The 22,975-nt window shown below is 69.3% G+C and carries 20 protein-coding genes; 16 read left to right on the top strand and 4 right to left on the bottom strand.

The window, feature by feature from the left end:
* Positions 1–377, top strand: a 377-nt coding sequence (locus RWN05_RS06735; protein ID WP_314139017.1) for an IMP dehydrogenase, incomplete at its 5' end; no start/stop codon positions are given.
* 61 nt (positions 378–438) lie between these two features.
* On the opposite strand, the gene RWN05_RS06730 is transcribed toward RWN05_RS06735, so the two are convergent.
* Positions 439–600, bottom strand: a complete 162-nt coding sequence (locus tag RWN05_RS06730) for a hypothetical protein (RefSeq protein ID WP_314139016.1) — start codon at positions 598–600, stop codon at positions 439–441.
* A gap of 215 nt (positions 601–815) precedes the next feature.
* On the opposite strand from RWN05_RS06730, the gene RWN05_RS06725 reads away from it, so the two are divergent.
* The 7 genes from RWN05_RS06725 (at position 816) to guaA (ending at position 8,747) form a co-directional block, all read left to right on the top strand.
* On the top strand, positions 816–1,934 hold the full coding sequence (locus tag RWN05_RS06725) for a GuaB3 family IMP dehydrogenase-related protein (RefSeq protein WP_064296664.1): 1,119 nt from the start codon (positions 816–818) through the stop codon (positions 1,932–1,934).
* 140 nt (positions 1,935–2,074) lie between these two features.
* Positions 2,075–3,808, top strand: coding sequence for a glycerol-3-phosphate dehydrogenase/oxidase (locus RWN05_RS06720; protein WP_314139015.1), 1,734 nt, complete (start codon positions 2,075–2,077; stop codon positions 3,806–3,808).
* Positions 3,809–3,917: 109 nt separating this feature from the next.
* Positions 3,918–4,445 (top strand): cation:proton antiporter regulatory subunit, encoded by a 528-nt coding sequence (locus tag RWN05_RS06715; RefSeq protein ID WP_056008027.1) that lies wholly within the window; start codon positions 3,918–3,920, stop codon positions 4,443–4,445.
* A gap of 2 nt (positions 4,446–4,447) precedes the next feature.
* Positions 4,448–5,824, top strand: coding sequence for a cation:proton antiporter (locus RWN05_RS06710; protein WP_079001733.1), 1,377 nt, complete (start codon positions 4,448–4,450; stop codon positions 5,822–5,824).
* 64 nt (positions 5,825–5,888) lie between these two features.
* Positions 5,889–6,665 (top strand): SURF1 family protein, encoded by a 777-nt coding sequence (locus RWN05_RS06705; protein WP_079001734.1) that lies wholly within the window; start codon positions 5,889–5,891, stop codon positions 6,663–6,665.
* Between the two features lie 37 nt (positions 6,666–6,702).
* Positions 6,703–7,146 carry a DUF3817 domain-containing protein gene (locus RWN05_RS06700; protein ID WP_056778703.1) on the top strand — a complete coding sequence of 148 codons (444 nt, stop codon included), beginning with the start codon at positions 6,703–6,705 and terminating at the stop codon, positions 7,144–7,146.
* The gene (gene guaA, locus RWN05_RS06695) at positions 7,143–8,747 is read left to right on the top strand and encodes a glutamine-hydrolyzing GMP synthase (RefSeq protein ID WP_314139012.1); all 1,605 of its coding nucleotides are present in this window, start codon (positions 7,143–7,145) and stop codon (positions 8,745–8,747) included. The genes RWN05_RS06700 and guaA overlap by 4 nt, the downstream gene beginning before the upstream one ends.
* Before the next feature lie 263 nt (positions 8,748–9,010).
* On the opposite strand, the gene RWN05_RS06690 is transcribed toward guaA, so the two are convergent.
* On the bottom strand, positions 9,011–9,868 hold the full coding sequence (locus RWN05_RS06690) for a Bax inhibitor-1/YccA family protein (protein WP_071259472.1): 858 nt from the start codon (positions 9,866–9,868) through the stop codon (positions 9,011–9,013).
* 194 nt (positions 9,869–10,062) lie between these two features.
* Between RWN05_RS06690 and RWN05_RS06685 the strand changes: the two genes are divergently transcribed.
* The 3 genes from RWN05_RS06685 to RWN05_RS06675 all read left to right on the top strand — a co-directional run bounded on the left by RWN05_RS06685 (position 10,063) and on the right by RWN05_RS06675 (position 14,693).
* On the top strand, positions 10,063–11,139 hold the full coding sequence (locus tag RWN05_RS06685; RefSeq protein WP_285038461.1) for a glycerophosphodiester phosphodiesterase family protein: 1,077 nt from the start codon (positions 10,063–10,065) through the stop codon (positions 11,137–11,139).
* Positions 11,140–11,152: 13 nt separating this feature from the next.
* Positions 11,153–13,621 (top strand): ATP-dependent helicase, encoded by a 2,469-nt coding sequence (locus tag RWN05_RS06680; RefSeq protein WP_071259468.1) that lies wholly within the window; start codon positions 11,153–11,155, stop codon positions 13,619–13,621.
* A 73-nt stretch (positions 13,622–13,694) separates the two neighbouring features.
* Positions 13,695–14,693, top strand: a complete 999-nt coding sequence (locus tag RWN05_RS06675) for an SseB family protein (protein WP_079001736.1) — start codon at positions 13,695–13,697, stop codon at positions 14,691–14,693.
* Here RWN05_RS06675 and RWN05_RS06670 read toward each other — a convergent pair.
* Together RWN05_RS06670 and RWN05_RS06665 are read right to left on the bottom strand one after the other, a co-directional pair.
* Entirely contained in the window at positions 14,620–16,194 is a 1,575-nt protein-coding gene (locus tag RWN05_RS06670) for a thioester domain-containing protein (protein WP_314139011.1), read from the bottom strand. The two genes, RWN05_RS06675 and RWN05_RS06670, sit on opposite strands and share 74 nt — an antisense overlap.
* Before the next feature lie 104 nt (positions 16,195–16,298).
* Positions 16,299–17,099 (bottom strand): oxygenase MpaB family protein, encoded by an 801-nt coding sequence (locus tag RWN05_RS06665; RefSeq protein WP_314139010.1) that lies wholly within the window; start codon positions 17,097–17,099, stop codon positions 16,299–16,301.
* A gap of 160 nt (positions 17,100–17,259) precedes the next feature.
* Here RWN05_RS06665 and sucC point away from each other — a divergent pair, with 160 nt between their 5' ends.
* From sucC to purH, 5 genes are all read left to right on the top strand, one after another.
* On the top strand, positions 17,260–18,423 hold the full coding sequence (sucC, locus tag RWN05_RS06660) for an ADP-forming succinate--CoA ligase subunit beta (protein WP_064296654.1): 1,164 nt from the start codon (positions 17,260–17,262) through the stop codon (positions 18,421–18,423).
* 14 nt (positions 18,424–18,437) lie between these two features.
* Complete coding sequence (gene sucD / locus RWN05_RS06655) at positions 18,438–19,328, top strand: succinate--CoA ligase subunit alpha (protein WP_064296653.1); 891 nt, start codon at positions 18,438–18,440, stop codon at positions 19,326–19,328.
* A 125-nt stretch (positions 19,329–19,453) separates the two neighbouring features.
* Complete coding sequence (locus tag RWN05_RS06650) at positions 19,454–20,731, top strand: DUF6350 family protein (RefSeq protein ID WP_314139009.1); 1,278 nt, start codon at positions 19,454–19,456, stop codon at positions 20,729–20,731.
* A gap of 9 nt (positions 20,732–20,740) precedes the next feature.
* Positions 20,741–21,367: a phosphoribosylglycinamide formyltransferase gene (gene purN / locus RWN05_RS06645; RefSeq protein WP_314139008.1), complete on the top strand. Its 627-nt coding sequence runs from the start codon at positions 20,741–20,743 to the stop codon at positions 21,365–21,367.
* The gene (gene purH, locus RWN05_RS06640) at positions 21,364–22,971 is read left to right on the top strand and encodes a bifunctional phosphoribosylaminoimidazolecarboxamide formyltransferase/IMP cyclohydrolase (protein ID WP_314139007.1); all 1,608 of its coding nucleotides are present in this window, start codon (positions 21,364–21,366) and stop codon (positions 22,969–22,971) included. The genes purN and purH overlap by 4 nt, the downstream gene beginning before the upstream one ends.
* Positions 22,972–22,975: the final 4 nt, after the last annotated feature.

The following is a 22,975-nucleotide window of genomic DNA, read 5'->3' as shown; positions in this document are numbered from 1 at the left end:
AGAGCCCCGGCGACCTCGTGTTCGTGGGCGGCAAGCAGTTCAAGAACTACCGCGGTATGGGATCGCTCGGAGCCATGCAGACGCGAGGCGAGAAGACCTCGTACTCGAAGGACCGCTACTTCCAGGCCGACGTGCCGAGCGACGACAAGCTGATCCCCGAGGGCATCGAGGGTCAGGTGCCCTACCGCGGCCCGGTGTCGGCCGTCGCGTACCAGCTCATCGGCGGGTTGCGTCAGTCCATGTTCTACGTCGGCGCGCGCAACATCGGCGAGCTGAAGGCCAAGGGCAAGTTCGTCCGCATCACCTCCGCGGGCCTCAAGGAGTCGCACCCGCACGACGTGCAGATCGTCGTCGAGGCGCCGAACTACCGCAAGTAGGCACCCGCACGAACACCGACGGTCCGGCAGGCTTCCGCCTGCCGGACCGTCGCGTATCAGGTCAGCGCTCCAGTCGGTGATCGATACGTCTCAGCACGGCCCACGCCGGGATGGCGACCAGCGCCAAGACGGTCGCGCCCAGGACAGCGGCCGCGACATCGAGACGGTTGATCACGGCGATGATCGCGAACGTCGCAGCTCCGAAGAAGATGCTCGTGCACATGATTCGAGGAATACGAGAGTGTCTCTCCCGACGTCCCTCCCGCCGAGTGAGGGGTCGCCGAACGCTTCCAGACCGACCACCCATGTGATCCTCTCTTCACCGTTCACATCCGCTCCAGGCAGCGAAGTGATCTTCATGTATATCACTCGGGCCACTGGGTGTGAGCCTTGGACACGGTCCACGTGCAACCTGACCGGTAGGCTGGTGCGGTGAGCATGGATATTGAGATCGGCCGGTCAAAGCGCGCACGGCGCGCCTACGCGTTCGACGACATCGCCGTCGTCCCGTCGCGGCGGACCCGCGACCCACAGGACGTCTCGGTGTCCTGGTCGATCGACGCCTACCAGTTCGAGATCCCGGTGCTCGCGGCACCGATGGACTCCGTCGTCTCGCCGACGACCGCGATCATGATGGGCCAGCTCGGCGGCGTCGGCGTCCTCGACCTCGAGGGCCTCTGGACGCGGTACGAAGACCCCGAGCCGCTGCTCGCCGAAATCCGGTCGTTGCCGGTCGGCCGCGCGACCGCGCGCATGCAGGAGATCTACTCGGAGCCCATCAAGCCCGAGCTCGTCACGGCCCGGCTCGCCGAGATCCGCGCGGCCGGAGTCACCGTCGCCGCTGCCCTCTCGCCGCAGCGCACGCAGGAGCTCTACGAGACCGTCGTCGCCGCAGGTGTCGACCTCTTCGTCATCCGCGGCACCACCGTGTCGGCGGAGCACGTCTCCAAGAACCAGGAGCCGCTCAACCTCAAGAAGTTCATCTACGAACTCGACGTCCCCGTGATCGTCGGTGGCGCGGCCACGTACACCGCAGCCCTGCACCTCATGCGGACCGGTGCGGCCGGCGTCCTCGTCGGCTTCGGTGGCGGCGCCGCCTCCACCACGCGGGCCTCGCTCGGCATCCATGCCCCGATGGCGACCGCCGTGGCCGACGTCGCCGGTGCGCGTCGCGACTACCTCGACGAGTCCGGCGGCCGCTACGTGCACGTCATCGCCGACGGCGGTCTCGGGACCTCGGGCGACATCGTCAAGGCCGTCGCGATGGGGGCCGACGCCGTCATGCTCGGCACCGCACTCGCCCGCGCAACGGACGCACCCGGCGGTGGCTGGCACTGGGGTGCCGAGGCGCACCACCTGCACCTGCCGCGCGGACGCCGTGTCGAGGTGGGGACCGTCGCGACGCTCGAGGAGATCCTCTACGGCCCGTCGCCGAAGTCTGACGGCACGGCCAACCTCATCGGCGCGCTCCGTCGCTCGATGGCCACCACCGGCTACTCCGACCTCAAGGAGTTCCAGCGGGTCGAGGTCGTCGTCGCGCCGTACCAGGGCGCCTAGCCCTGCCGGAAGCGAGCCGCTTCCGCAAGCGGTTGTCGGGTCGCATCGCGCCGACTAGCCTCTGAGGCAGAGCCTCGTGGACGAGCACCTGCCTCCGGCAGGATCATCGCGAGGGCGGTTCCAGCGAGCGGAGTTCGACGATGGCCACCACCCACAACAACGTGTCACGTTCCACCAAGCTGGGGATGGAGGAGCGCGACGCCGCGATCGAAGCGTTGAAGTCGAAAGAGCTCGACATCCTCGTCGTCGGTGGTGGCATCGTGGGCACCGGTGCAGCGCTCGACGCCGTCACGCGCGGACTCAGCACCGGTCTGCTCGAGGCGCGCGACTGGGCGAGCGGCACCTCGAGCCGGTCCTCGAAGCTCGTGCACGGCGGTATCCGGTATCTCGAACAACTCGACTTCCGACTCGTCCGAGAAGCGCTCATCGAGCGCGGGTTGCTGCTGCAGCGCATCGCGCCGCACCTCGTGAAGCCGGTCCGGTTCCTGTACCCGCTCAACAAGCCGGTCTTCGAGCGCCTCTACATCGGTGCCGGCATGCTGCTCTACGACCTCTTCAGCTGGACCGGCGGCCGTCCGCCCGGCGTCCCGCACCACCGGCACCTGTCCAAGCGTCAGGTCCTGACCTCGATCCCGAGTCTCAAGTCGGACGCGTTCGTGGGCGGACTCACCTACTACGACGCCCAGGTCGACGACGCCCGGTACGTCTCATCCCTCGCGCGGACGGCGTCGGCCTACGGCGCGCACGTCGCGAGCCGCGTGCGGGTCGAGGGCTTCATCAAGGTCGGTCAGCGCGTCGTGGGCGTCAAGGCGCACGACCTGCAGACCGACGAGCGCTTCGAGATCCGCGCCAAGCAGGTCGTCAACGCGACCGGCGTGTGGACCGACGACACGCAGTCGATGGTGGGGGAGCGGGGCCAGTTCAAGGTCCGCGCGTCGAAGGGAATACACCTCGTCGTGCCGCGCGACCGCTTCCAATCGAACATGGGGCTCCTGCTGCGCACGGAGAAGAGCGTCCTCTTCGTCATCCCGTGGGGCCGACACTGGCTCATCGGCACGACCGACACGGACTGGCACCTCGACAAGGCGCATCCGGCGGCGACGGCGGCGGACATCGACTACCTGCTCGAGCACGTCAACAAGATCCTCGCCGTCCCGCTCACCCGTGAGGACGTCGAGGGCGTCTACGCCGGCCTCCGTCCGCTGCTGGCCGGCGAGTCGGAGCAGACGTCGAAGTTGTCACGCGAGCACCTGGTCGCGCATTCCGTCCCCGGACTGGTGGTCATCGCCGGTGGCAAGTGGACCACGTACCGGGTCATGGCGAAGGACGCGATCGACGCCGCGGTGGACGCCCTCGACGGCAAGATCCCGGCGAGCGCGACGGAGAACATCGCCCTCCTCGGAGCCGAGGGGTATCAGGCGGCCTGGAACAAGCGGGGCAAGATCGCGCGGGCCTTCGGGGTGCACACGGCGCGTATCGAGCACCTGCTGAACCGCTACGGCGTCCTGACGGACGAGCTGCTCGACCTCATCAAGGACGACCCGACGCTCGCCGAAGCACTGCCGGGAGCGGACGACTACATCGGGGCGGAGATCGTCTACGCGGCCTCCCACGAGGGCGCCCTCCATCTCGACGACGTCCTCGCCCGTCGGACGCGGATCTCCATCGAGGCCTGGGACCGCGGTGTCTCGGCGGCCCCGGTCGCGGCGAAGCTCATGGGTGGGGTCCTCGGGTGGGACGAGGAGCGCATCGAGAAGGAGGTCTCCTACTACCTGAAGCGTGTCGCCGCGGAGCGGGCGTCGCAGGAGCAGCCGAACGACGAAGCGGCGGATCGCGTGCGCCTGGAGGCACCGGACATCGTCCCGGGGGCCTGAACCGGCGGTGATCGCCCGCAGCGGAACGGCTGCGGGCGCCTCGGGCGGGCGGGCCAGGTGTGGCGGATAGACTAGGAGGACTGCCACAACAAGCCTGAGGAGTACAGCCATGGTGGATGTTCGGCGGGTCAAACTTCCCGGGGTCGGTGTGCTCCACACCTTCGTCACGGACGACGGCGGCAAGGTCGGCGTCATCGCCCACCGGTCCGGCCACAGCGACCTCATCACCTTCGCCGACCACGAAGACGGTGCCGATGCCGGCAAGGTGTCGCTCCGGCTCAACGAGGACGAGGCGCACACGCTGGCCGAACTCCTCGGTGGCACACAGATCACCGAGTCGCTCAGCGCGCTCGACCAGATCCCCGGCCTCAGCATCGACTGGTTCACCGTCGACTACGAAGACCACATCGCCGGGCAGCCGCTCGGGAACCCCGCCGAGAAAGGCATGGTCGGACTGACCGTCGTCGCCGTCGTGCGTGGCGACTCCGCCAACCCGGCCCCGGCAGCGGACTTCCGGGTCTTCCCGGGAGACACCCTCGTCGTCGCGGGCAGTCCCGAGAAGGTCGCCAAGGCCTTCGCCTACTTCCGTTCGGGCGCCGTCAAGAAGGTCGCCGTCGACGCTCCGCCTGGAGGGTAGGCATGCTGCACGCCGCGACCGAAAACCCCCACCTCGGCCAGGATCTGCTCATCCTCGGCGTCCTGTTCGTCATCGCCTACATCCTCGGCCGCCTCGGCAAGCTGATCGGCCTCCCGTCGATCCCCGTCTACATGCTCGTCGGCCTGCTCGCGAGTCCGTACACGGGCTGGTTCCCGCTCGACTTCGCCAGCGCGCAGATCGAACTCATCGCCGTCTTCGGCCTCGTGCTCCTGCTGTTCAACCTCGGTCTGGAGTTCGATCAGGACGAGTTCTTCGGCAACGCCGGAAAACTCATCGTGTCAGGTGGCTCCTACATCCTCGTGAACATGGCCGCTGGGCTGGTGTTCGGGTTCCTGGTCGGGTGGGGCACGCGAGAGGCGCTCATCATCGCCGGCATCACGGCGACGAGCTCGAGCGCGATCGTCACGAAGCTCCTCATCGAGCTCAAACGGCTGACGAACGACGAGACCCCGATGATCCTGGGCGTCACCGTGGTGGAGGACATCTTCATCGCCATCTACCTCGCCATCGTCGGAGTCGTCCTGAGCGGCGAGACCGAGGTGTGGCCGGTCATCGGCAAGCTCGCGATCGCGTTCACGTTCATCCTCGTGATGTTCGCGATCGCGCGCTTCGGCGGCCGATTCGTGTCGCGGTTGTTCCGCACGAAGGACGACGAGCTCTTCACGATCCTGTTCTTCGGCCTCGCGGTCGCGTTCGGCGGTATCGGCGAGCTCCTCGGGGTCACCGACGCGATCGGCGCCTTCCTCATCGGGCTGGTCCTCGGAGCCACCCGGTTCCGCAACAAGATCGAGCAGATCGCGATCCCGCTCCGCGACGTGTTCGGTGCGTTCTTCTTCTTGAACTTCGGCCTCGCGCTCGACGCGACGAAGTTCGGCAGCGTCCTCGTCCCGGTCCTCCTCGCTGTCCTCATGACGGTGGTCCTCAACGTCCTGGCCGGTCAGTTCGTCGCCTGGCTCAACGGACTCGGGCCGCAAGCGGGGATCAACGCCGCGGTCATCCTGCAGAATCGCGGCGAATTCGCCCTCATCCTCGCGACGCTCTCGCTGAGCGCAGGGCTCAACCCGCTCATCCAACCGTTCGCCGGGCTCTACGTGCTCATCATGGCGGTGATGGGCCCGATCGTCGCAGGCCGGTCCGAGCAGATCGGCGCCGTCATCCTGCGTCCGCGTCGCCGGAAGGCGCGCCGAGTGGAGCAGGTGGACACGACGGCGCAGGAGTCCATCGCGCTCGTCGAGGGTGCGGGCGACGACCAAGGCACGACGGACGTCGACACCGATCAGGCGGCCATCGACCGACTCGTCGAACAGGCGATGAACGACCAGGAACCACCAGCACGAAAGCGAGAGCCCGATTACTAGCACCGCCCCGTCGGCACCAGGCCCCGACAACCACGGACAGGTCCGTCCGACGCTCCGCTCCGTCATGCTGCGTCCCCGGTGGATCGGCGTCCTCGTCCTCTGCCTCGCCGTCGCGGGCGCGTTCGCCGCGCTCGGGCAGTGGCAGCTCGCACGCGCCATCGAATCCGGGCAGGTGGTGCCGACCGAGACCGAATCGGTCCGGCCACTCGCGGACGTCCTCGAACCGGGCGTCGGCATCCGAGAGGCGGACGCCGGACAACGGGTGAGCGTCTCGGGCACCTGGGTGCCGGAGGACTACCTCGTGGTGGGCAACCGGGTGAACGACGGCACGCTCGGGTACTGGGTGACGGGCCACCTCGCGACCGACCGCCCGGATCAGGCCGGTCTCGCCGTCGCGCTCGGGTGGACGAAGGATCGCGAGACCGCCGACCGTGTCGCGGAGGCATTGAACGCGGACGCCCCCACCGGTGCCGTGGAGCTCGAAGGGCGTCTGAACCCGCCTGAGGGCCCGGAGGAACCGGCAGCGGACGCCGCACCGACCGACCTCGACAACATGTCGGTCGCCGCGCTGCTGAACCGCTGGAACGACGCCGACGGCCTGCGGGTGTTCAGTGCGTTCGTCGTGGACGACGTGGCCGTCGACGGACTCGAGCCCATCTCGTCACCCGCGCCCAGCCAGGAGATCCAGCTCAACTGGTTGAACATCTTCTACGCGGCCGAGTGGGTCGTCTTCGCGTGCTTCGCCGTGTTCCTGTGGTTCCGGCTCGCCAAGGACGCCTGGGAGCGCGAGATCGAGGAGCTCGAGGACGCCGAGGAGGAGGCCGCAGCGCTCCGTCCGTGATGTCCGGTCGCTTGGCGGCCGCGGGTAGGATGGGGGCATGCCCCTCCAGCCGAAACCGTCGACGTTTCCCGCGATCCGAGGCGCGCTGAAGTTCTACCAGGTGGCCGCCCCCATCACCGGTGTGCTGCTCCTGTCGCTCTGCGCCGAGATGCTCATGAAGTACGCGTTCGGCCTCGAGCTCGAACTCGGCGGTGCTTACGGCTTCCTCGCCTTCGTGCCCTCCGGCACCGCCACCGCCGTCAACCTGAGCACGGGCATCCTCATCATCCACGGCTGGTTCTACGTCGTGTACCTGTTCGCCGCGTTCCGGCTCTGGAGCCTCATGCGGTGGAACGTCCTGCGTCTGCTCTGGCTCGCGCTCGGCGGCATCATCCCGTTCCTGTCCTTCTTCTTCGAGAGCCGCATCCCGCGGGAAGTGAAGGGCTACCTCTCCGGCCGCGAAGCAGCAGCGGCCGCCGAACCCGTGGAGTCCATGCAGTGAGTGAAACCGCCCCCGCCGCCGCAGCGGAGCAGACCGCCGCCCGACCGGTCCTCGTCGTCGACTTCGGTGCGCAGTACGCGCAGCTGATCGCGCGTCGCGTCCGCGAAGCCGGCGTGTACTCCGAGATCGTGCCGCACACCGTGTCCGCCGCCGAGGTCGCCGCCAAGAACCCCGTCGGGATCGTCTTGTCCGGCGGCCCGTCCAGCGTGTACGAGCCGGGCGCTCCGTCGCTCGACGAGGGCATCCTCGAGCTCGGCGTCCCGACCTTCGGCATCTGCTACGGCTTCCAGGTCATGGCCAAGCAGCTCGGTGGAGAGGTCGCGCACACCGGTCTCCGGGAGTACGGCGCCACCGACGCGACCAGCGTCGTCGACGTCCCGGGCACCCTCCTGCACGGCGTCCCGACCGAGCAGAACGTCTGGATGAGCCACGGCGACTCCGTCTCCAAGGCCCCCGAGGGCTTCGAGGTCCTCGCCTCGACCGCCTCGACTCCGGTCGCCGCCTTCGCGAACGCGGAACGCGGCCTCTACGGCGTCCAGTGGCACCCCGAGGTCAAGCACTCCGCTTACGGCCAGCAGGTGCTCGAGAACTTCCTCCACCGGGCGGCGGGCATTCCGGCCGACTGGAACAGCGGCAACGTCATCGCCGAACAGGTCGACCGCATCCGCTCCCAGGTGGGCGACGCCAAGGTCATCTGCGGGCTCTCCGGCGGTGTCGACTCGGCCGTCGCCGCGGCGCTCGTGCACAAGGCCGTCGGCGACCAGCTCGTCTGCATCTTCGTCGACCACGGCCTGCTCCGGAAGGACGAGCGGCGCCAGGTCGAGGAGGACTTCGTCGCCTCGACCGGTGTCCGGCTGGTCACGGTCGACGCCCGCGAGCAGTTCCTGTCGGCGCTCGCCGGTGTCAGCGACCCGGAGCAGAAGCGCAAGATCATCGGCCGCGAATTCATCCGGTCCTTCGAACAGGCCGAGATCGACCTCGTCAAGGAGGCCCAGAGCGAAGGCGAGCCCGTCCGCTTCCTCGTCCAGGGCACGCTGTACCCCGACGTCGTCGAGTCCGGAGGCGGATCCGGCACGGCCAACATCAAGAGCCACCACAACGTCGGCGGCCTGCCGGAAGACCTCCAGTTCGAACTCGTCGAGCCCCTGCGCACCCTGTTCAAGGACGAGGTCCGGGCGATCGGCCGCGAGCTGGGCCTCCCGGAGGAGATCGTCGGCCGTCAGCCGTTCCCCGGTCCCGGACTCGGTATCCGCATCGTCGGTGAGGTCACGGCCGAGCGTCTCGACCTCCTCCGCGACGCCGACGCGATCGTCCGCGAGGAACTGACCGCGGCCGGGCTCGACCAGGAGATCTGGCAGTGCCCCGTGGTCCTGCTGGCGGACGTCCGTTCCGTGGGTGTGCAGGGCGACGGCCGCACCTACGGTCACCCGATCGTGCTGCGACCGGTGTCGTCTGAAGACGCCATGACCGCCGACTGGACCCGCCTGCCGTACGACGTTCTCGCGCGCATCAGCAACCGCATCACCAACGAGGTGAAGGACGTCAACCGCGTCGTGCTCGACGTCACGTCGAAGCCGCCGGGGACCATCGAGTGGGAGTGATCACTCCCTGAAGCATCGGAAGGCCGTCCCGTTCGCGGGGCGGCCTTCGTCGTCCGCGCCCTTCGACAGGCTCAGGGACCGGGTGGGTGGCTCAGGGACCGGGTGGGTGGCTCAGGGACCGGGGGGGTCAGGGATCGGGGATGGTGCCCGGTGCGAGGGGTTCGGTCCCTGAGCCTGTCGAAGGGCAGTAGCGCGACCGGCCGGTTCCTCGGACGACGAAGGCCCGCCCCGCGAACGGGACGGGCCTTGCCGTGCGTGCGCTGCTAGTTGCGGGAGATGGCCAGCAGACGCAGGATCTCGACGTAGATCCAGATGACCGTGACCATGATGCCGAAGGCGCCGGTCCAGCCGTACTTGGCGGGTGCGCGGTTCTGCACGCCGCGCTGGATGAAGTCGAAGTCGAGCACCAGCGAGTACGCGCCCATCAGCACCGCGAAGATGCCGATGACGATCCCGAGCGGGATGCCGAAGATCGTCGCGCCGTAGAGGCCGAACGGGTTGTTCAGGACGCCCGTGAACATGAGCACGAGGTTGAGGAGCTGGAAGACGCCGTAGCCGATGATGGCGACGAGGAAGACCTTCGTCAGCTTCTTGGAGGCGCGGACCTTGCCGCTCGCGAAGAGCGCGAGGGTCACGCCGACGACGGCGAGGGTCGCGAGGACCGCCTGGACGACGACGCCCGACCAGGCCGGGTTCGCCTCGAAGACGCGCGAGATGCCGCCGACGAAGAGTCCCTGGAAGACGGCGTACCCGAGGATGAGCGCCGGGACCGGCTCCTTCTTGAAGGAGTTGACGAGCCCGAGACCGAGACCACCGATCATGCCGATGATCATGGGGAGGGCGTAGCCGCTGCCTGCCTGCAGGAGGGAGGTCGTCCACATCCAGGAGACGACGGCGAACACGACGAGGACGGCGAACGAGCCGAGCGTCTTGACGAGCGTGTTCTCGATCGTCATGCGGTCGGCGGTGCCGACGCCCGCCGGTGCGGTGGGCTGCTCGTACATCTTGCGGAGCTGTTCGGCGGTCAGCGAGGGGTTCGCTGCTTGAGCTGCCTGCAGCGTCCCGCCTCCCTGCTTCGCGAATGCCGGGTTCTTCGAGAACGCGGGATTGTCGAGGGCCATGGCTGATTCCTACTCTCAGTCGTGGAGGCTGTGTCGCGCCAAGCGGCGCTGCTGACACCCAGAGTATCCGAGTTCCCTTTGAATCAGCCGGGTCGCGCGTGGAAAACCCCGAACGGGCGCCGATGTTCGCGGCGGGCTGACAGCCGGCACCCTGCGCGCACGCTGGAGCGTCGTCCTAGGCTGATGGCGTGCGCATCGACTCCCTGCCCAACCCGCTCGTCATCGGACACCGCGGGGCTCCCGGTTACCGCCCCGAGCACACCGAGTCCTCCTACCGCTTGGCCGTCGCGCTGGGTGCGGACGCCGTCGAGCCCGATCTCGTCGCGTCGAAGGACGGCGTCCTCGTGGTCCGACACGAGAACGAGATCTCCGGGACGACCGACGTCGCCGCCCGGGCGGAGTTCGCCGACCGGCGGACGACGAAGCGCGTCGACGGCCACGAGCTGACCGGATGGTTCACCGAGGACTTCACCTGGGCCGAGCTGTCGACCCTGACCGCGCGTGAGCGGATCCCCGAGGTGCGGACGGTGAGTGCGGGATTCGACGGTACCGAGGGCATCCTGCGGTTCGCCGACCTCGTCGAGGTCGTACGCAGCGCGGCCGAAGCGCACCGACGACCCGTCGGTGTCGTGGCCGAGGTGAAGCACGCCGACTACTTCGCTTCGATCGGACTCCCACTCGATCGACTCCTGGCCGAGGAGCTCGCCGCTCTGGGGTTCGGCACCGATCCCGATGCCGAACCGCTCATCATCGAGTCGTTCGAGCAGTCGGTCCTCACGGCGTTGCAGGCCCGTCGGGTGCAGGCGGAGTTCGTGTACCTCATCGAGCGGTCCGGCAGGCCGAGCGACCTCGTCGCCCGGCTGGGGGATTCGGCCCCGTCCTACGCCGACGCGATGACCGACGCCGGACTCGCGGCGCTCGCCCTCGAGGTCGACGCCATCAGTGTGGACAAGGCGATGCTCATCGACCTCGACGACGACGGCGCCCACCCGACGGACCTCGTGGAGCGCGCCCACGCGGTGGGCCTGCGCGTCTACACCTGGACCCTCCGCCCCGAGAACCGGTTCCTCGCGCCACCCTTCCGGGACGGGTCCGATCCGGCGGCGGTCGGCCGCTGGCTCGAGGAGTTCGTCCTGGTGCTCTCCTCGGGGGTCGACGGCTGCTTCGTCGACCAGGCCGACCTCGGTGTCGCCGCCCGGTCCGCGGCCGGCGAGCGGGCGGAACACCGCGACGGCGGTGCTCGGCCGAGCGATGTCGGAGGCAGCGCCTAGACTTGCAGGCGATATGGCGAGCTCTCCTTCTTCGAACGCCGACGCCGTGCAACCGGTGATCGTCGGCTGGCCCACGGCAACCGTCCCCGAGTCGTCCTCCGACGAGCGTGCCGGCGGGAGTCGGCTGCTGGAGGGGCTCAACCCCCAGCAACGGATCGCGGTGGAGTACCGGGGCCAGGCCCTGCTCATCGTCGCCGGTGCCGGATCGGGCAAGACGAGTGTGCTCACCCGCCGCGTGGCGCTGCTGCTCGAGCAGCGGGAGGCCTGGCCGAGCCAGATCCTGGCGATCACGTTCACCAACAAGGCCGCCGCCGAGATGCGTGAGCGGGTGCAGGCGCTCGTCGGCCAGGCCGCGCAGGGCATGTGGATCTCGACCTTCCACTCCGCCTGCGTCCGCATCCTCCGGCGCGAGGCCGAGCACTTCGGCTTCACCAAGAACTTCACGATCTACGACAGCGGCGACCAACGCGCCCTGTTGAAGCGGATCATCAAGGAGCTCGAGGCCGATGCGTACGGCTTCACGCCGTCCAACACCTCCGCGAAGATCTCGAAGCTCAAAAACGAGCTGTCGGACGTCGAGTCGTACTCCCGCACGATCAACACGAACGACCCGCAGGAACTCGTCTTCCTGCAGGTCTTCCGGAAGTACACGCGCGCGCTGGCCGACGCGAACGCCTTCGACTTCGACGACCTCATCAGCCAGACGGTGTTCCTCTTCCGGGCGTTCCCGCACGTCGCCGCGCAGTACCAGCAGCGGTTCCGCCACATCCTCGTCGACGAGTACCAGGACACCAACCACGCCCAGTACTCGCTCATCCGGGAGCTCACGCGTGCGCCCGAGGCCGGCACGGATCAGCTCGCCATCACCCGCACCGAGGGTGCCTCGCTCACCGTCGTCGGCGACTCGGACCAGTCGATCTACGCGTTCCGCGGGGCCGACATCCGGAACATCACCGAGTTCGAGCGCGACTTCCCGGGTGCCAAGGTGGTGCTGCTCGAGCAGAACTACCGCTCCACGCAGAACATCCTCTCGGCCGCGAACGCGGTCATCTCCAACAACTTCGACCGCAAGGACAAGAAGCTCTGGACGGCCGTCGGCGACGGAGAGAAGATCGTCGGCTTCACGGGGTACTCCGGCCACGACGAGGCGCAGTTCATCGCCGACGAGATCGAGAAGCTCCGGAACGCCGGCACGGCCTACAGCGACATCGCGGTGTTCTACCGCACGAACGCCCAGACCCGTGCGCTCGAGGAGATCTTCATCCGCGCGGCCCTGCCGTACCGGATCATGGGCGGCACCAAGTTCTACGAACGCGCCGAGATCAAGGACGCCCTCGCCTACCTCGTGTCGGTCGCGAACCCGGCCGACATCATGGCGCTTCGGCGCATCCTGAACACGCCCAAGCGTGGCATCGGACCGGCGACGGAGACGGCACTCGCGAGCTTCGCCGAGAACAACGGCGTCACCTTCCGCGAGGCCATGCGGCGTGCCGACGCCCTCGGGCTCGGGCCGAAGGTCACGAGCGCGATCCTGCAGCTGTCGGCGCTCCTCGACGAAGCGCAGGCCGCGCTCGACGACGCCGCTGCGGCCGACCGCCCGACGGCGTCCGCGACCGCGGTCGGCGACGTCCTGTCGCTCCTCATGACGAAGAGCGGCTACCTCGACTCGCTGCGCAACAGTCGCGACCCGCAGGATGAGGCACGCGCCGAGAACGTCGACGAGCTCATCGCCGTCACCAAGGAGTTCGCCAAGAACAACCCCGACGGCGGCATCGTCGACTTCCTGACGGAGGTCTCGCTCGTCGCCGCGGCCGACGACCTCGACGACGCCACGGGCAGCGTGTCGCTCATGACCCTGCACACGGCGAAGGGCCTCGAGTACGATGCGGTCTTCCTGACGGGCATCGAGGAGGACCTCCTCCCGCACCGGATGTCGGCGAACGAGCCTGGCGGCCCGGCGGAGGAGCGGCGCCTGTTCTACGTCGGCATCACCCGCGCCCGTAAGCGCTTGTACCTCTCCCTGGCGATGACTCGTGCCCAGTACGGCGAGACGGCCGTCGCCATGCCCAGCCGCTATCTGCAGGAGATCCCGGCCGAACTGATCGAGTGGCGTCAGTCGCCCGGCAACGTCAACGGTCGTGGTGGAACCCAGTCTCGCGCCCTGAACGCCCGCCGCGCCCCTTCGAGCGACCGCTGGTCGGTCCGCTCGCTCCCAGAAGGAGCCTCCGCGGGCGACACCCGGTTCTCCGGCGGTTCGAGCAAGCCGGAGACGGCCTGGGCCAACCGCATCACGGCGAAGGTCCGCGACAACGGTGATCTCGAGCTCGTCCCCGGCGACCGCATCTCCCACGCGGACTTCGGTGTGGGGCGGGTGAACGCCGTCACCGGCGAGGGCGCGAAACGCATCGCCCACGTGCAGTTCGAGTCGGCGGGAGCCAAGAAGCTGCTGATCAAGATCGCCCCGATCGAGAAGGTGGAGTGACCCCCTGTCCCGTCGGCCGTCCCCGGCGGCATCAGGTTCCCCAGTCCTGGCGAAGCCTCTAGGCTGAGGCATCATGGCTCTGTTCTCCAAGCGCAACGCGTCCGATGCCCGATCCGCAGCGGCGGAGGCAGCGACCTCCGCCCGGGAAACCGAGGAGGACACGACCCCCGCGGTCGCCGAACCGGTTCCGCACGTTCCCATCTCGGTCACGACGGTCAGTTCCGCCGCACGGACACCTGAGGCCCCCGTATCGGTGCCGGCTGCCCCGGCGGCCGCTCCGGCGCCCGCGGCCGCGGAGCCTGACACGAACGTCGACCTCGCCCAGGCGCTCACGGCCCTGGCCGAAGGCGGTGACGAGCGTGCGATGATGCATGTCCTGCGCCAGAGCATCCAGGGCAAGCTCCTGCTGTCCACGAGCCTCGACGGTGTCTCGGAGGAGGACAAGGCCGCGGGACGCGTCCCGCTCGGCGTCCACCGCGACCCGGAGGGGGCCGTCTACCTCCTCGCCTTCACCTCGCCTCGCGAGCTCGAGAAGACGCGGACGGCCGAGGGCCCCGTCTCCGGGGTCGCGGTGGACGCGGTGTGGGCGCTGCGTCAGGCGGCCGGCGAAGGCTACGCCGGCATCGTGCTGAACCCCGCCGACGGAAAGGCGAGTGCCGTCGTCCCGAAGACACTCATCGTCCGCCTCTTCGGTGACGGCCGGAACAACGACCTCGCCAAGCAGGCGCTCGCCCAGCCTCGCGACGCCGATGCCCTCCAGCAGCTGGTGGCGGCACTCGCCGCACACGGCGGATTCGTGGCGGGACGAGCAGAGATGGACGAGGAGGGTAACCGCAAGACCGTCGGCATCGCGGAGACCCGGCTCGGGGACCGCCGCCTGCTCGAGGTCTTCACCTCGCCCATCGAGATCGCGGCGCTCGGCCGCGGCGACGACGCGTATCCCGTGACCGCCGCGGAACTGGCGGCTGCGCTCCGGAGCGACGAGGGCATCACCGGGATCATCGTGAACCCTGCGGCGCCGTGGCTGGACGTCGACCGCGCCCAGCTCGCACCCCTCCTCGACGTGCGCTGAGCGTCGCACCCGCTCCACTCGGAGTGATCCGTCGACGGAGAGCGAGCAGGATGCCGCCGAGCGCGAGCGCCCCGATCGCCGCAGAGCCGGCCGTGAGCAGGGAGTGGTCGTCGGCGCCGGTCTCGGCGAGGCGCGCTTCGGGCACGGTCGGGGTCGAGGCGAGTGTGATCTCCGACGCGACCCCGAAGGCGGATCGCCAGGGGCGGATCATCGCGCCGCCGTTCTCCGGCAGGGTGTCGCTCGGCTCGATGCGTTCGACCCAGACGTAGTAGCCGTCCTCGGGAAGGACGCAGGACGGTGTCGTGTACTCGCCGGGGCCTGCATCCACGAGCGTCTCGACCTCGCAGACCACCGGTGCTCCGAGCGGGACCTCCGGTGCCTCGACCGGGCGCTCCGCGAACGGACCGAGCAGCTGGCTGCGGACGGTCACCGGGATCGGTGTGTACGGTCCACCCTCCGGTCCGATGAGGCCCCACTCCGCGGCGAGGCCCGAGTCGGTCGCGATCCCGACCGACAGCCGGTCGGCGATCTCGGTTCCCGGTGTCGCCGTCGCGTGCGAGGTGGTGGTGACGACGACCGGCTGGAAGGGGAGTGGTGTGGGGCGCTCTCGGTCGGCGCTCGCCCCGGCGGCGACCGTGATCGGGCGGGCGATGAGGACGCTCTGCACGTTGGCGGCGCTTCGAGCGATCGTGAGGCCCGACCCGTACGGCAGCTCACCGAAGGTGGCGTTCGCTGAGAACGCCACGACGGCGGCATCGGTGCTCGGCAGGATCCGCAGGCTCTCACCGTTCCCGACGATCCGCTCGGAGGTGCCGTCCTCGAAGGTCGCACCGTCGAGGGTCACCGTCCCGGTGTGGGTACCCGGTGGCAGGGTGGTGACGCCGGAGGAGACGAAGTCGACGGCGAGTTCCGTTCGGACGAGGTCGAATCCGTCCTCGCCGCGTTCGATGGACATGGTGGCGCTCGCTCCCCGACTCGCGCCGCCGGGTCCGTCGGCCTCGGCGAGCATCTGATGGGCCAGTGAGAGCACGCGGTCGGCGCTCGCTCCCGCCCGAGCGGCGATCTGCGCCGGTGTCCACCCGTTCAGGCCGGTGATGATCCAGGTGGCGAGCTGTCCAGCAGCCGCCTCGTCGGCGTCCTGGCTGGCACCCCAGTGTCGCGAGAGGTAGGCCAAACGGGCGGCGTCCTCAGGGGTGAACCAGCCGAGCGATGATCCGTCGACGTGCTCGTAGGCGTGACCCGGCGGGATCGGGAGGTCGAGGTTGATGCAGAACCCGACCGTCCCGTCGTCGAAGGCCCACGAGCCGAGCCAGCGGCCGTTCGAGGCGTCGCGGTGGCCGTAGGCGGCGCCGGTCGCGGTCAGGGCGGAGGACGCGGTGGCGCCGCCGAGGACGATGCCGAGGACGAGCGTCAGCAGGATCGGGACGGCCGTCAGGAGCCGGACGATCCGCGGTCTGCCGCCGAGCAGGCGGCCGGTCTGGGGGAGGTGGTGTGTTGTCATGCCCCCATCGTGCGAACCGCGGTACCTCGGTCAGCCGGGCGAGGACCCGAATGTGGACGGGACTGCTCCACCAGTGTGCTGTGGAGGGCGGTCCTGGAACGTCGTCAGCCGAGGCGGCGGGCCGCGTCCGTGCGATCCCGCTCTCGCATCGCCCGGAGGTACCAGGCGGAGGGTGCCGCGCGCAATCGCTGCGGAAGACGCGGCCAGACGGCCCGCGCTGCGGCGACCCGCCGCGCGAAGCGACGCTGCTGCCGGCGTGTGAAACGGAACCCGTAGGCGCTCCGCAATCCGTCGGGCAGCAGTCCCGCCGTCACGAGTCGGACGAGGGGGAGCAGACACCGGACGGGGAGGGGCGCCGCACGCGCGGTCATGAGCTCGACCGAGACGCGGCGTGCCTCCGCGGTGACGTGAAGTCCCGCGACCCGGGCTGCGAAGTACTCGTCGAACGCGGCCCGGGTCGGAGGCCAGCGGTCGGGCGGGAGCTGCAGGCTCGTCCCCACGATCGCGTACTCACGGTGCAGGCGCTCCCGCGACTCCTCGTCGAGCGGGCCGAACACGAGCTCGTAGACCTGGACGGCGGTGTCGTACAGCGTGGCCGCGACCCAGAGTTGCGCGTCGTGGTCGAAGGCCGAGTACCCCGGGGCGGCCTCGCCCGGCTGAGCGCGGACGGGCGCGTGGGCGTGGTTCACCCGCCGGGCCGCGCTCCGCTGCTCGTCCGGCGTACCGAGGGCGAGCGCGTAGACGAAGGTGAGGGTGGCGTGCAGCCGGTCGAGCGGACGGGAGCCGAAGTCGCTGTGCCGCGCCACCCCGGCTGCGACCGAGGGGTCCGCGATCTGGAGCAGGATGGCCCGTCCGGCGCCGGCGACGAGGATGCCCTCGCGAGCGAGGTCCGCCATGCCGGTCATGGACCCGACCTTAGTCGTTCACTGCGAACGTCCGGTTGCGGCGCAGCGCTGGGGGTAGAGTCGTCACTGGCCCTTTTTCTCTCGCCGCCGAGATAACGCGCGGCCGAAAATCGCCACGACAATCACAGCGGAACGCGCGCAGCGCGGATGGGAATGACACGTGGATCTTTACGAGTATCAGGCACGAGACCTGTTCGAGCAGTACGAGGTGCCGGTCCTCGCCGGCATCATCGCCGACACCCCGGACGAGGTGCGGGCCGCGGCCGAGCGTCTCGGCGGCGTGGTCGTCGTCAAGGCCCAGGTGAAGGTCGGAGGCCGCGGCAAGGCCGGCGGCGTCAAGGTCGCCAAGACCCCCGACGAGGCCTACGAGGCGGCGAAGTCCATCCTCGGACTCGACATCAAGGGTCACGTCGTCAAGCGCGTGATGGTCGCGGCCGGCGCACGCATCGCCCAGGAGTTCTACTTCTCGGTGCTGCTCGACCGCGCCAACCGGTCCTACCTGTCGCTCACGAGCGTCGAGGGCGGCATGGAGATCGAGCAGCTCGCGGTCGAGAAGCCCGAGGCGCTCGCGCGCATCGAGGTGAACCCGCTCACCGGTGTCGACAAGGCGGCCGCGGTCGAGATCGCGAAGGCTGCGAACTTCCCCGAGGAGCTCGTCGACCAGGTCTCCGACGTCTTCGTGAAGCTCTACGACGTCTACAAGGGTGAGGACGCGACGCTCGTCGAGGTCAACCCGCTCGTCCTCACGGAGGAGGGGCGCATCGTCGCCCTCGACGGCAAGGTCTCGCTCGACGAGAACGCCGCCTTCCGTCACCCGAACCACGCCGAACTCGAAGACACCGCAGCCGAGGACCCCCTGGAGCTCAAGGCCAAGGAGAACGACCTCAACTACGTCAAGCTCGACGGCGAGGTCGGCATCATCGGCAACGGCGCTGGGCTCGTCATGTCCACGCTCGACGTCGTCGCCTACGCGGGCGAGCAGCACGGCGGCGTGAAGCCGGCCAACTTCCTCGACATCGGCGGCGGCGCCTCGGCCGAGGTCATGGCAGCCGGCCTCGACGTCATCCTCGGCGACGCCCAGGTGAAGAGCGTGTTCGTCAACGTCTTCGGTGGCATCACCGCCTGCGACGCGGTCGCGAACGGCATCGTGAAGGCGCTCGAGATCCTCGGTGACGCAGCGACCAAGCCGCTCGTGGTCCGTCTCGACGGCAACAAGGTCGCGGAAGGCCGCGAGATCCTCGCCGCCGCCGCGCACCCGCTCATCACGCTCGCCGCAACCATGGACGAAGGCGCCGACAAGGCCGCCGAGCTGGCTTCGAAGTAAGGGATCGCACAAGCATGTCAATCTTCCTCAACAAGGACTCCAAGGTCATCGTCCAGGGCATCACCGGAGGCGAGGGCACCAAGCACACGGCGCTCATGCTGAAGGCCGGCACCCAGGTCGTCGGCGGCGTCAACGCCCGCAAGGCCGGCACGACCGTCACCCACGACGGTGGCGTCGAGCTGCCCGTGTTCGGCACGGTCGCCGAGGCCATCAAGGAGACCGGCGCAGACGTGTCGATCGCCTTCGTGCCCCCGGCCTTCACCAAGGACGCGGTCATCGAGGCCATCGACGCCGAGATCCCGCTGCTCGTCATCATCACCGAGGGTGTGCCGGTGGGCGACTCCGCCGAGTTCTGGGCCTACGCCCAGTCGAAGGGCTCCAAGACCCGCATCATCGGCCCCAACTGCCCCGGCATCATCACGCCTGGTGAGTCCCTCGTCGGCATCACGCCCGCGAACATCGCAGGCAAGGGTCCGATCGGCCTCGTGTCGAAGTCGGGCACCCTCACGTACCAGATGATGTACGAGCTGCGCGAGATCGGTTTCTCGACGGCGATCGGCATCGGCGGCGACCCGATCATCGGCACGACGCACATCGACGCGCTCGCCGCGTTCGAGGCCGACCCCGAGACCAAGGCCATCGTCATGATCGGTGAGATCGGTGGCGACGCCGAGGAGCGCGCGGCCGATTTCATCAAGGCGAACGTCACCAAGCCGGTCGTCGGCTACGTCGCGGGCTTCACCGCGCCCGAGGGCAAGACGATGGGCCACGCCGGCGCGATCGTCTCCGGTTCCGCAGGCACCGCGCAGGCGAAGAAGGAGGCCCTCGAGGCCGCCGGCGTCAAGGTCGGCAAGACGCCGAGCGAGACCGCCGACCTCATGCGTGAGATCATCGCCTCGCTGTAACACCCGCAGCTCGACTGCGACCACGACGCGGCGCCCGGTTCGGGCGTCGCGTCGTGGCGTTTCGGCCCACGCACGCCGTGTGCCTGACCGTCCGCACGCGCGGCTCCAGGTAGGGTCGAAGGCGCATGAACCGTCTGACCGTCGCCCTCCTCGCCGCCCTCGATGCCACCCTCGCCGTGGCCATCGGCATCGGTGTCGCACTCGTCCCACTCCTCGCCCTGTGGGCCCTGCACTTCCAGTTGGACGTCGACCCGGCCGCGCTCTGGCGGGGGGCCGTCGACATCTGGGCGCTCGGCAACGGCTCGAGCATGCGCATCACCCTCGACACGGCCCTCATCACCCAACTCGGACTGCCCGCCGGGATGGAGCCGTTCCTCGTCTCCCTGGCGCCCCTCGCCTTCACGATCGGCACGGTCCTGTTCGGTCTGCGCACCGGGGCCCGCGCGGCGCGCAGCACCTGGTGGCAGGGTGCCGTCGTGCTGTCGGTGTTCGTGTTCGCCCTGCTCTCGTTCCTCGTGGCCCTCACCGCCCTCCACCCGGCGGTGCGTCCCTCGATCGTCCAGGGGACCCTCGCGCCGACCGTGCGCTTCGCAGGCGGGGTCGTGGTCGCCGCTCTGTGGGTCCGATTCCGTGAGCAGGACGCGGCCGATCCGATCCTCGACGGACTCCGCGCGATGCGGGACCGGATGCCGGACGGGACCTGGTCGATGATCGTCGCGGCGCTGCGTGGTGGAGCGCTCGCAGCCACGGGACTGGTGGCGGTCTCCGCGGTCCTGGCGGCCATCCTCATCGCCGTCGGCTACGGTGCCATCATCTCCCTGCACGAGAGCGCGCAGTTCGGCGTCCTGGGTGGTGCGATCGTCACCGGCGCCGAACTCCTGTACCTCCCGAACCTCGTGATCTGGGCCATGAGCTGGATCACCGGCGCGGGCTTCGCCATCGGGAGCGGCACGGCGATCTCACCGATCGGCACGCTCGCCGGGCCCATGCCGGCCGTGCCGGTCCTCGGCGCCATCCCGACGGGGGAGAGCCCACTCGGTTTCGCGGTCCTCGTGGTCCCGGTCGTCATCGGATTCGCCGCCGCCGTGGTGCTGCGCCGTCGTCTGCTCGTCGACCTCGACGGGCGTGGCGGGCTCACACGATTGGCGGTCGTCGGTCTCGGCGTCGGGGTCACCGCCGGCATCATCGTCGGAGTCCTCGCCGCCCTCTCGGCGGGCGCGGCAGGCCCAGGTCGACTCATCGAGGTCGGCCCGAACGGTTGGGCGACGGGCCTGTGGACCACGCTGACGGTCGGGATCGCGGCCGTGGTCGGCATGGCGGCCGGTCCGACGCATCTGGCCGATGAGGACCGCCTCCCGGAGCTGTACGCCCAGCCGAGCGGCCGGGGTGCCCGCGACCGATAGGATGCTCTGGTGCTGTCACTCGTCGTGCTGATCTCCGGTGGCGGATCCAATCTCCGCGCCCTCCTCGAAGCCTCACGCGACGCGGATTTCCCCGCTCGCGTCATCGCCGTCGGTGCCGATCGGGAGGCTGACGGCCTTGCTCACGCCGAGGAGTTCGGCATCCCGTCGTTCACCGTCCCGTACTCGTCCTTCGGCTCGCGGGCGGAGTGGGGCGCAGCCCTCCTCGAGCAGATCCGGGTCTGGAACCCGGACGTCCTCGTCCTCAGCGGCCTCATGCGCCTCCTGCCACCCGTGGTCGTCGACGCCCTCTCGCCGCGCATCATCAACACGCACCCCGCGTACCTCCCCGAGTTCCCGGGAGCGCACGGCGTCCGGGACGCACTGGCGGCAGGCGCCTCGCAGACCGGGGCATCGATCATCGTCGTCGACAACGGTGTCGACGCGGGTCCGATCATCTCGCAGGAGCGTGTCCCGGTCCTGCCCGACGACACGGAGCACAGCCTCCACGAGCGGATCAAGCCGGTGGAGCGTCGACTGCTCGTCCAGGCCGTCCGCGACCTCGCCACCGGAACCATCGACCTCGAGGCGCTCTCCACGGCGTCCCGCCCGCCAGCAGAAGGAGCACCCCAGTCATGAGCGGTCCCAGCCACGACCACAGCCTCTACCGCGAACGCGACCTCGTCCCCGTCCGCCGGGCGCTGATCTCGGTCAGCGACAAGACCGGGCTGCTCGAGCTCGCCGGCGCACTCGCCGCGGCGGGCGTCGAGATCGTCTCCACCGGCTCCACTGCGGCGACCATCCGCGGTGCGGGCCACACGGTGACCGACGTGTCCGAGGTCACCGGGTTCCCCGAGTCGCTCGACGGTCGCGTCAAGACCCTGCACCCCTCGGTGCACGCCGGACTCCTCGCCGATCTGCGCCTCGAATCCCACGAGGCCCAGCTCGCCGAGCTCGGTATCGAGCCGTTCCAGCTCGTCGTCGTGAACCTGTACCCCTTCGTCGAGACGGTCGCGAGCGGCGCCGCCGGTGACGACGTCGTCGAACAGATCGACATCGGTGGGCCGGCGATGGTGCGCGCCTCGGCGAAGAACCACGCCAACGTCGCGATCGTCGTCTCTCCCGAACGCTACGGGCTGATCACCGAGGCCGTCGCTGCCGGCGGCACCACGCTCGCTCAGCGTCGCTCGCTCGCCGCGCAGGCCTTCGACCACACCGCCTCGTACGACGCGGCGGTGTCCGCGTGGTTCGCGAGCACGGAGACGACCGAGATGGACGCCTTCCCCAGCACGCTGACCGTCACCGGTCGTCGCGAGGCGGTGCTGCGCTACGGCGAGAACTCGCACCAGGCCGCGGCGCTGTACGTCCGTCCGGGTGGTGCCGGGATCGCCCAGGCGACGCAGTTGCACGGCAAGGAGATGTCGTACAACAACTACGTCGACGCCGACGCGGCGGTCCGCGCGGCCTACGACTTCGCCAACCCCGCCGTCGCGATCATCAAGCACGCGAACCCGTGCGGTATCGCCTTCGCGAACCCGAAGGCACCCGACCCGATCGCCTCGGCCCACCGTCGGGCGCACGAGTGCGACCCGGTCTCCGCCTTCGGCGGCGTCATCGCAGCCAACCGCGTCGTGACCCTCGGCATGGCCGAGACGGTCAAGGAGATCTTCACCGAGGTGCTCGTCGCCCCGGGCTTCGAGGACGCCGCGCTCGAGGTGCTCAAGACGAAGAAGAACCTGCGTCTCCTGCAGCTGCCGGAGGACTTCGTGCGTGAGGACCGCGAGGTCCGGCAGATCTCCGGTGGCCTGCTCTACCAGGACGCGGATCGCTTCGCCGACGACCCGCAGGACACCGCCAGGGGCTGGACACTCGTCACTGGCGAACCGGCCGACGACGACACCCTGCTCGACCTCATCTTCGCGTGGAAGGCGTGCCGCTCGGTCAAGTCCAACGGCATCCTGCTCGCCAAGGGCAGCGCGAGCGTGGGCGTCGGGATGGGCCAGGTCAACCGCGTCGACTCCTGCCACCTCGCCGTGAGCCGAGCCGGTGACCGCGCGGCGGGCTCCGTCGCGGCCTCGGACGCCTTCTTCCCGTTCGCGGACGGCCTGCAGGTCCTGCTCGACGCCGGCGTGCGCGCGGTCGTGCAGCCCGGTGGTTCCGTCCGCGACGAAGAGGTCATCGCTGCGGCCGAAGCCGCCGGCGTGACCATGTACTTCACGGGGGAGCGTCACTTCTTCCACTAGGCCG

This window comes from uncultured Plantibacter sp. (assembly GCF_963518075.1).
Lineage (GTDB): Bacteria > Actinomycetota > Actinomycetes > Actinomycetales > Microbacteriaceae > Plantibacter > Plantibacter flavus_A.
Note: the sequence above shows the minus strand (reverse complement) of the source record. Positions and strands in the feature narration are given on the sequence as shown.

Coding starts and splice junctions, on each gene's coding strand:
- RWN05_RS06730 (WP_314139016.1), bottom strand. CDS start 600: ATGTGCACGAGCATCTTCTTCGGAGCTGCGACGTTCGCGATCATCGCC.
- RWN05_RS06725 (WP_064296664.1), top strand. CDS start 816: ATGGATATTGAGATCGGCCGGTCAAAGCGCGCACGGCGCGCCTACGCG.
- RWN05_RS06720 (WP_314139015.1), top strand. CDS start 2,075: ATGGCCACCACCCACAACAACGTGTCACGTTCCACCAAGCTGGGGATG.
- RWN05_RS06715 (WP_056008027.1), top strand. CDS start 3,918: ATGGTGGATGTTCGGCGGGTCAAACTTCCCGGGGTCGGTGTGCTCCAC.
- RWN05_RS06710 (WP_079001733.1), top strand. CDS start 4,448: ATGCTGCACGCCGCGACCGAAAACCCCCACCTCGGCCAGGATCTGCTC.
- RWN05_RS06705 (WP_079001734.1), top strand. CDS start 5,889: ATGCTGCGTCCCCGGTGGATCGGCGTCCTCGTCCTCTGCCTCGCCGTC.
- RWN05_RS06700 (WP_056778703.1), top strand. CDS start 6,703: ATGCCCCTCCAGCCGAAACCGTCGACGTTTCCCGCGATCCGAGGCGCG.
- RWN05_RS06690 (WP_071259472.1), bottom strand. CDS start 9,868: ATGGCCCTCGACAATCCCGCGTTCTCGAAGAACCCGGCATTCGCGAAG.
- RWN05_RS06680 (WP_071259468.1), top strand. CDS start 11,153: ATGGCGAGCTCTCCTTCTTCGAACGCCGACGCCGTGCAACCGGTGATC.
- RWN05_RS06675 (WP_079001736.1), top strand. CDS start 13,695: ATGGCTCTGTTCTCCAAGCGCAACGCGTCCGATGCCCGATCCGCAGCG.
- RWN05_RS06670 (WP_314139011.1), bottom strand. CDS start 16,194: ATGACAACACACCACCTCCCCCAGACCGGCCGCCTGCTCGGCGGCAGA.
- RWN05_RS06665 (WP_314139010.1), bottom strand. CDS start 17,099: ATGACCGGCATGGCGGACCTCGCTCGCGAGGGCATCCTCGTCGCCGGC.
- sucD (WP_064296653.1), top strand. CDS start 18,438: ATGTCAATCTTCCTCAACAAGGACTCCAAGGTCATCGTCCAGGGCATC.
- RWN05_RS06650 (WP_314139009.1), top strand. CDS start 19,454: ATGAACCGTCTGACCGTCGCCCTCCTCGCCGCCCTCGATGCCACCCTC.
- purH (WP_314139007.1), top strand. CDS start 21,364: ATGAGCGGTCCCAGCCACGACCACAGCCTCTACCGCGAACGCGACCTC.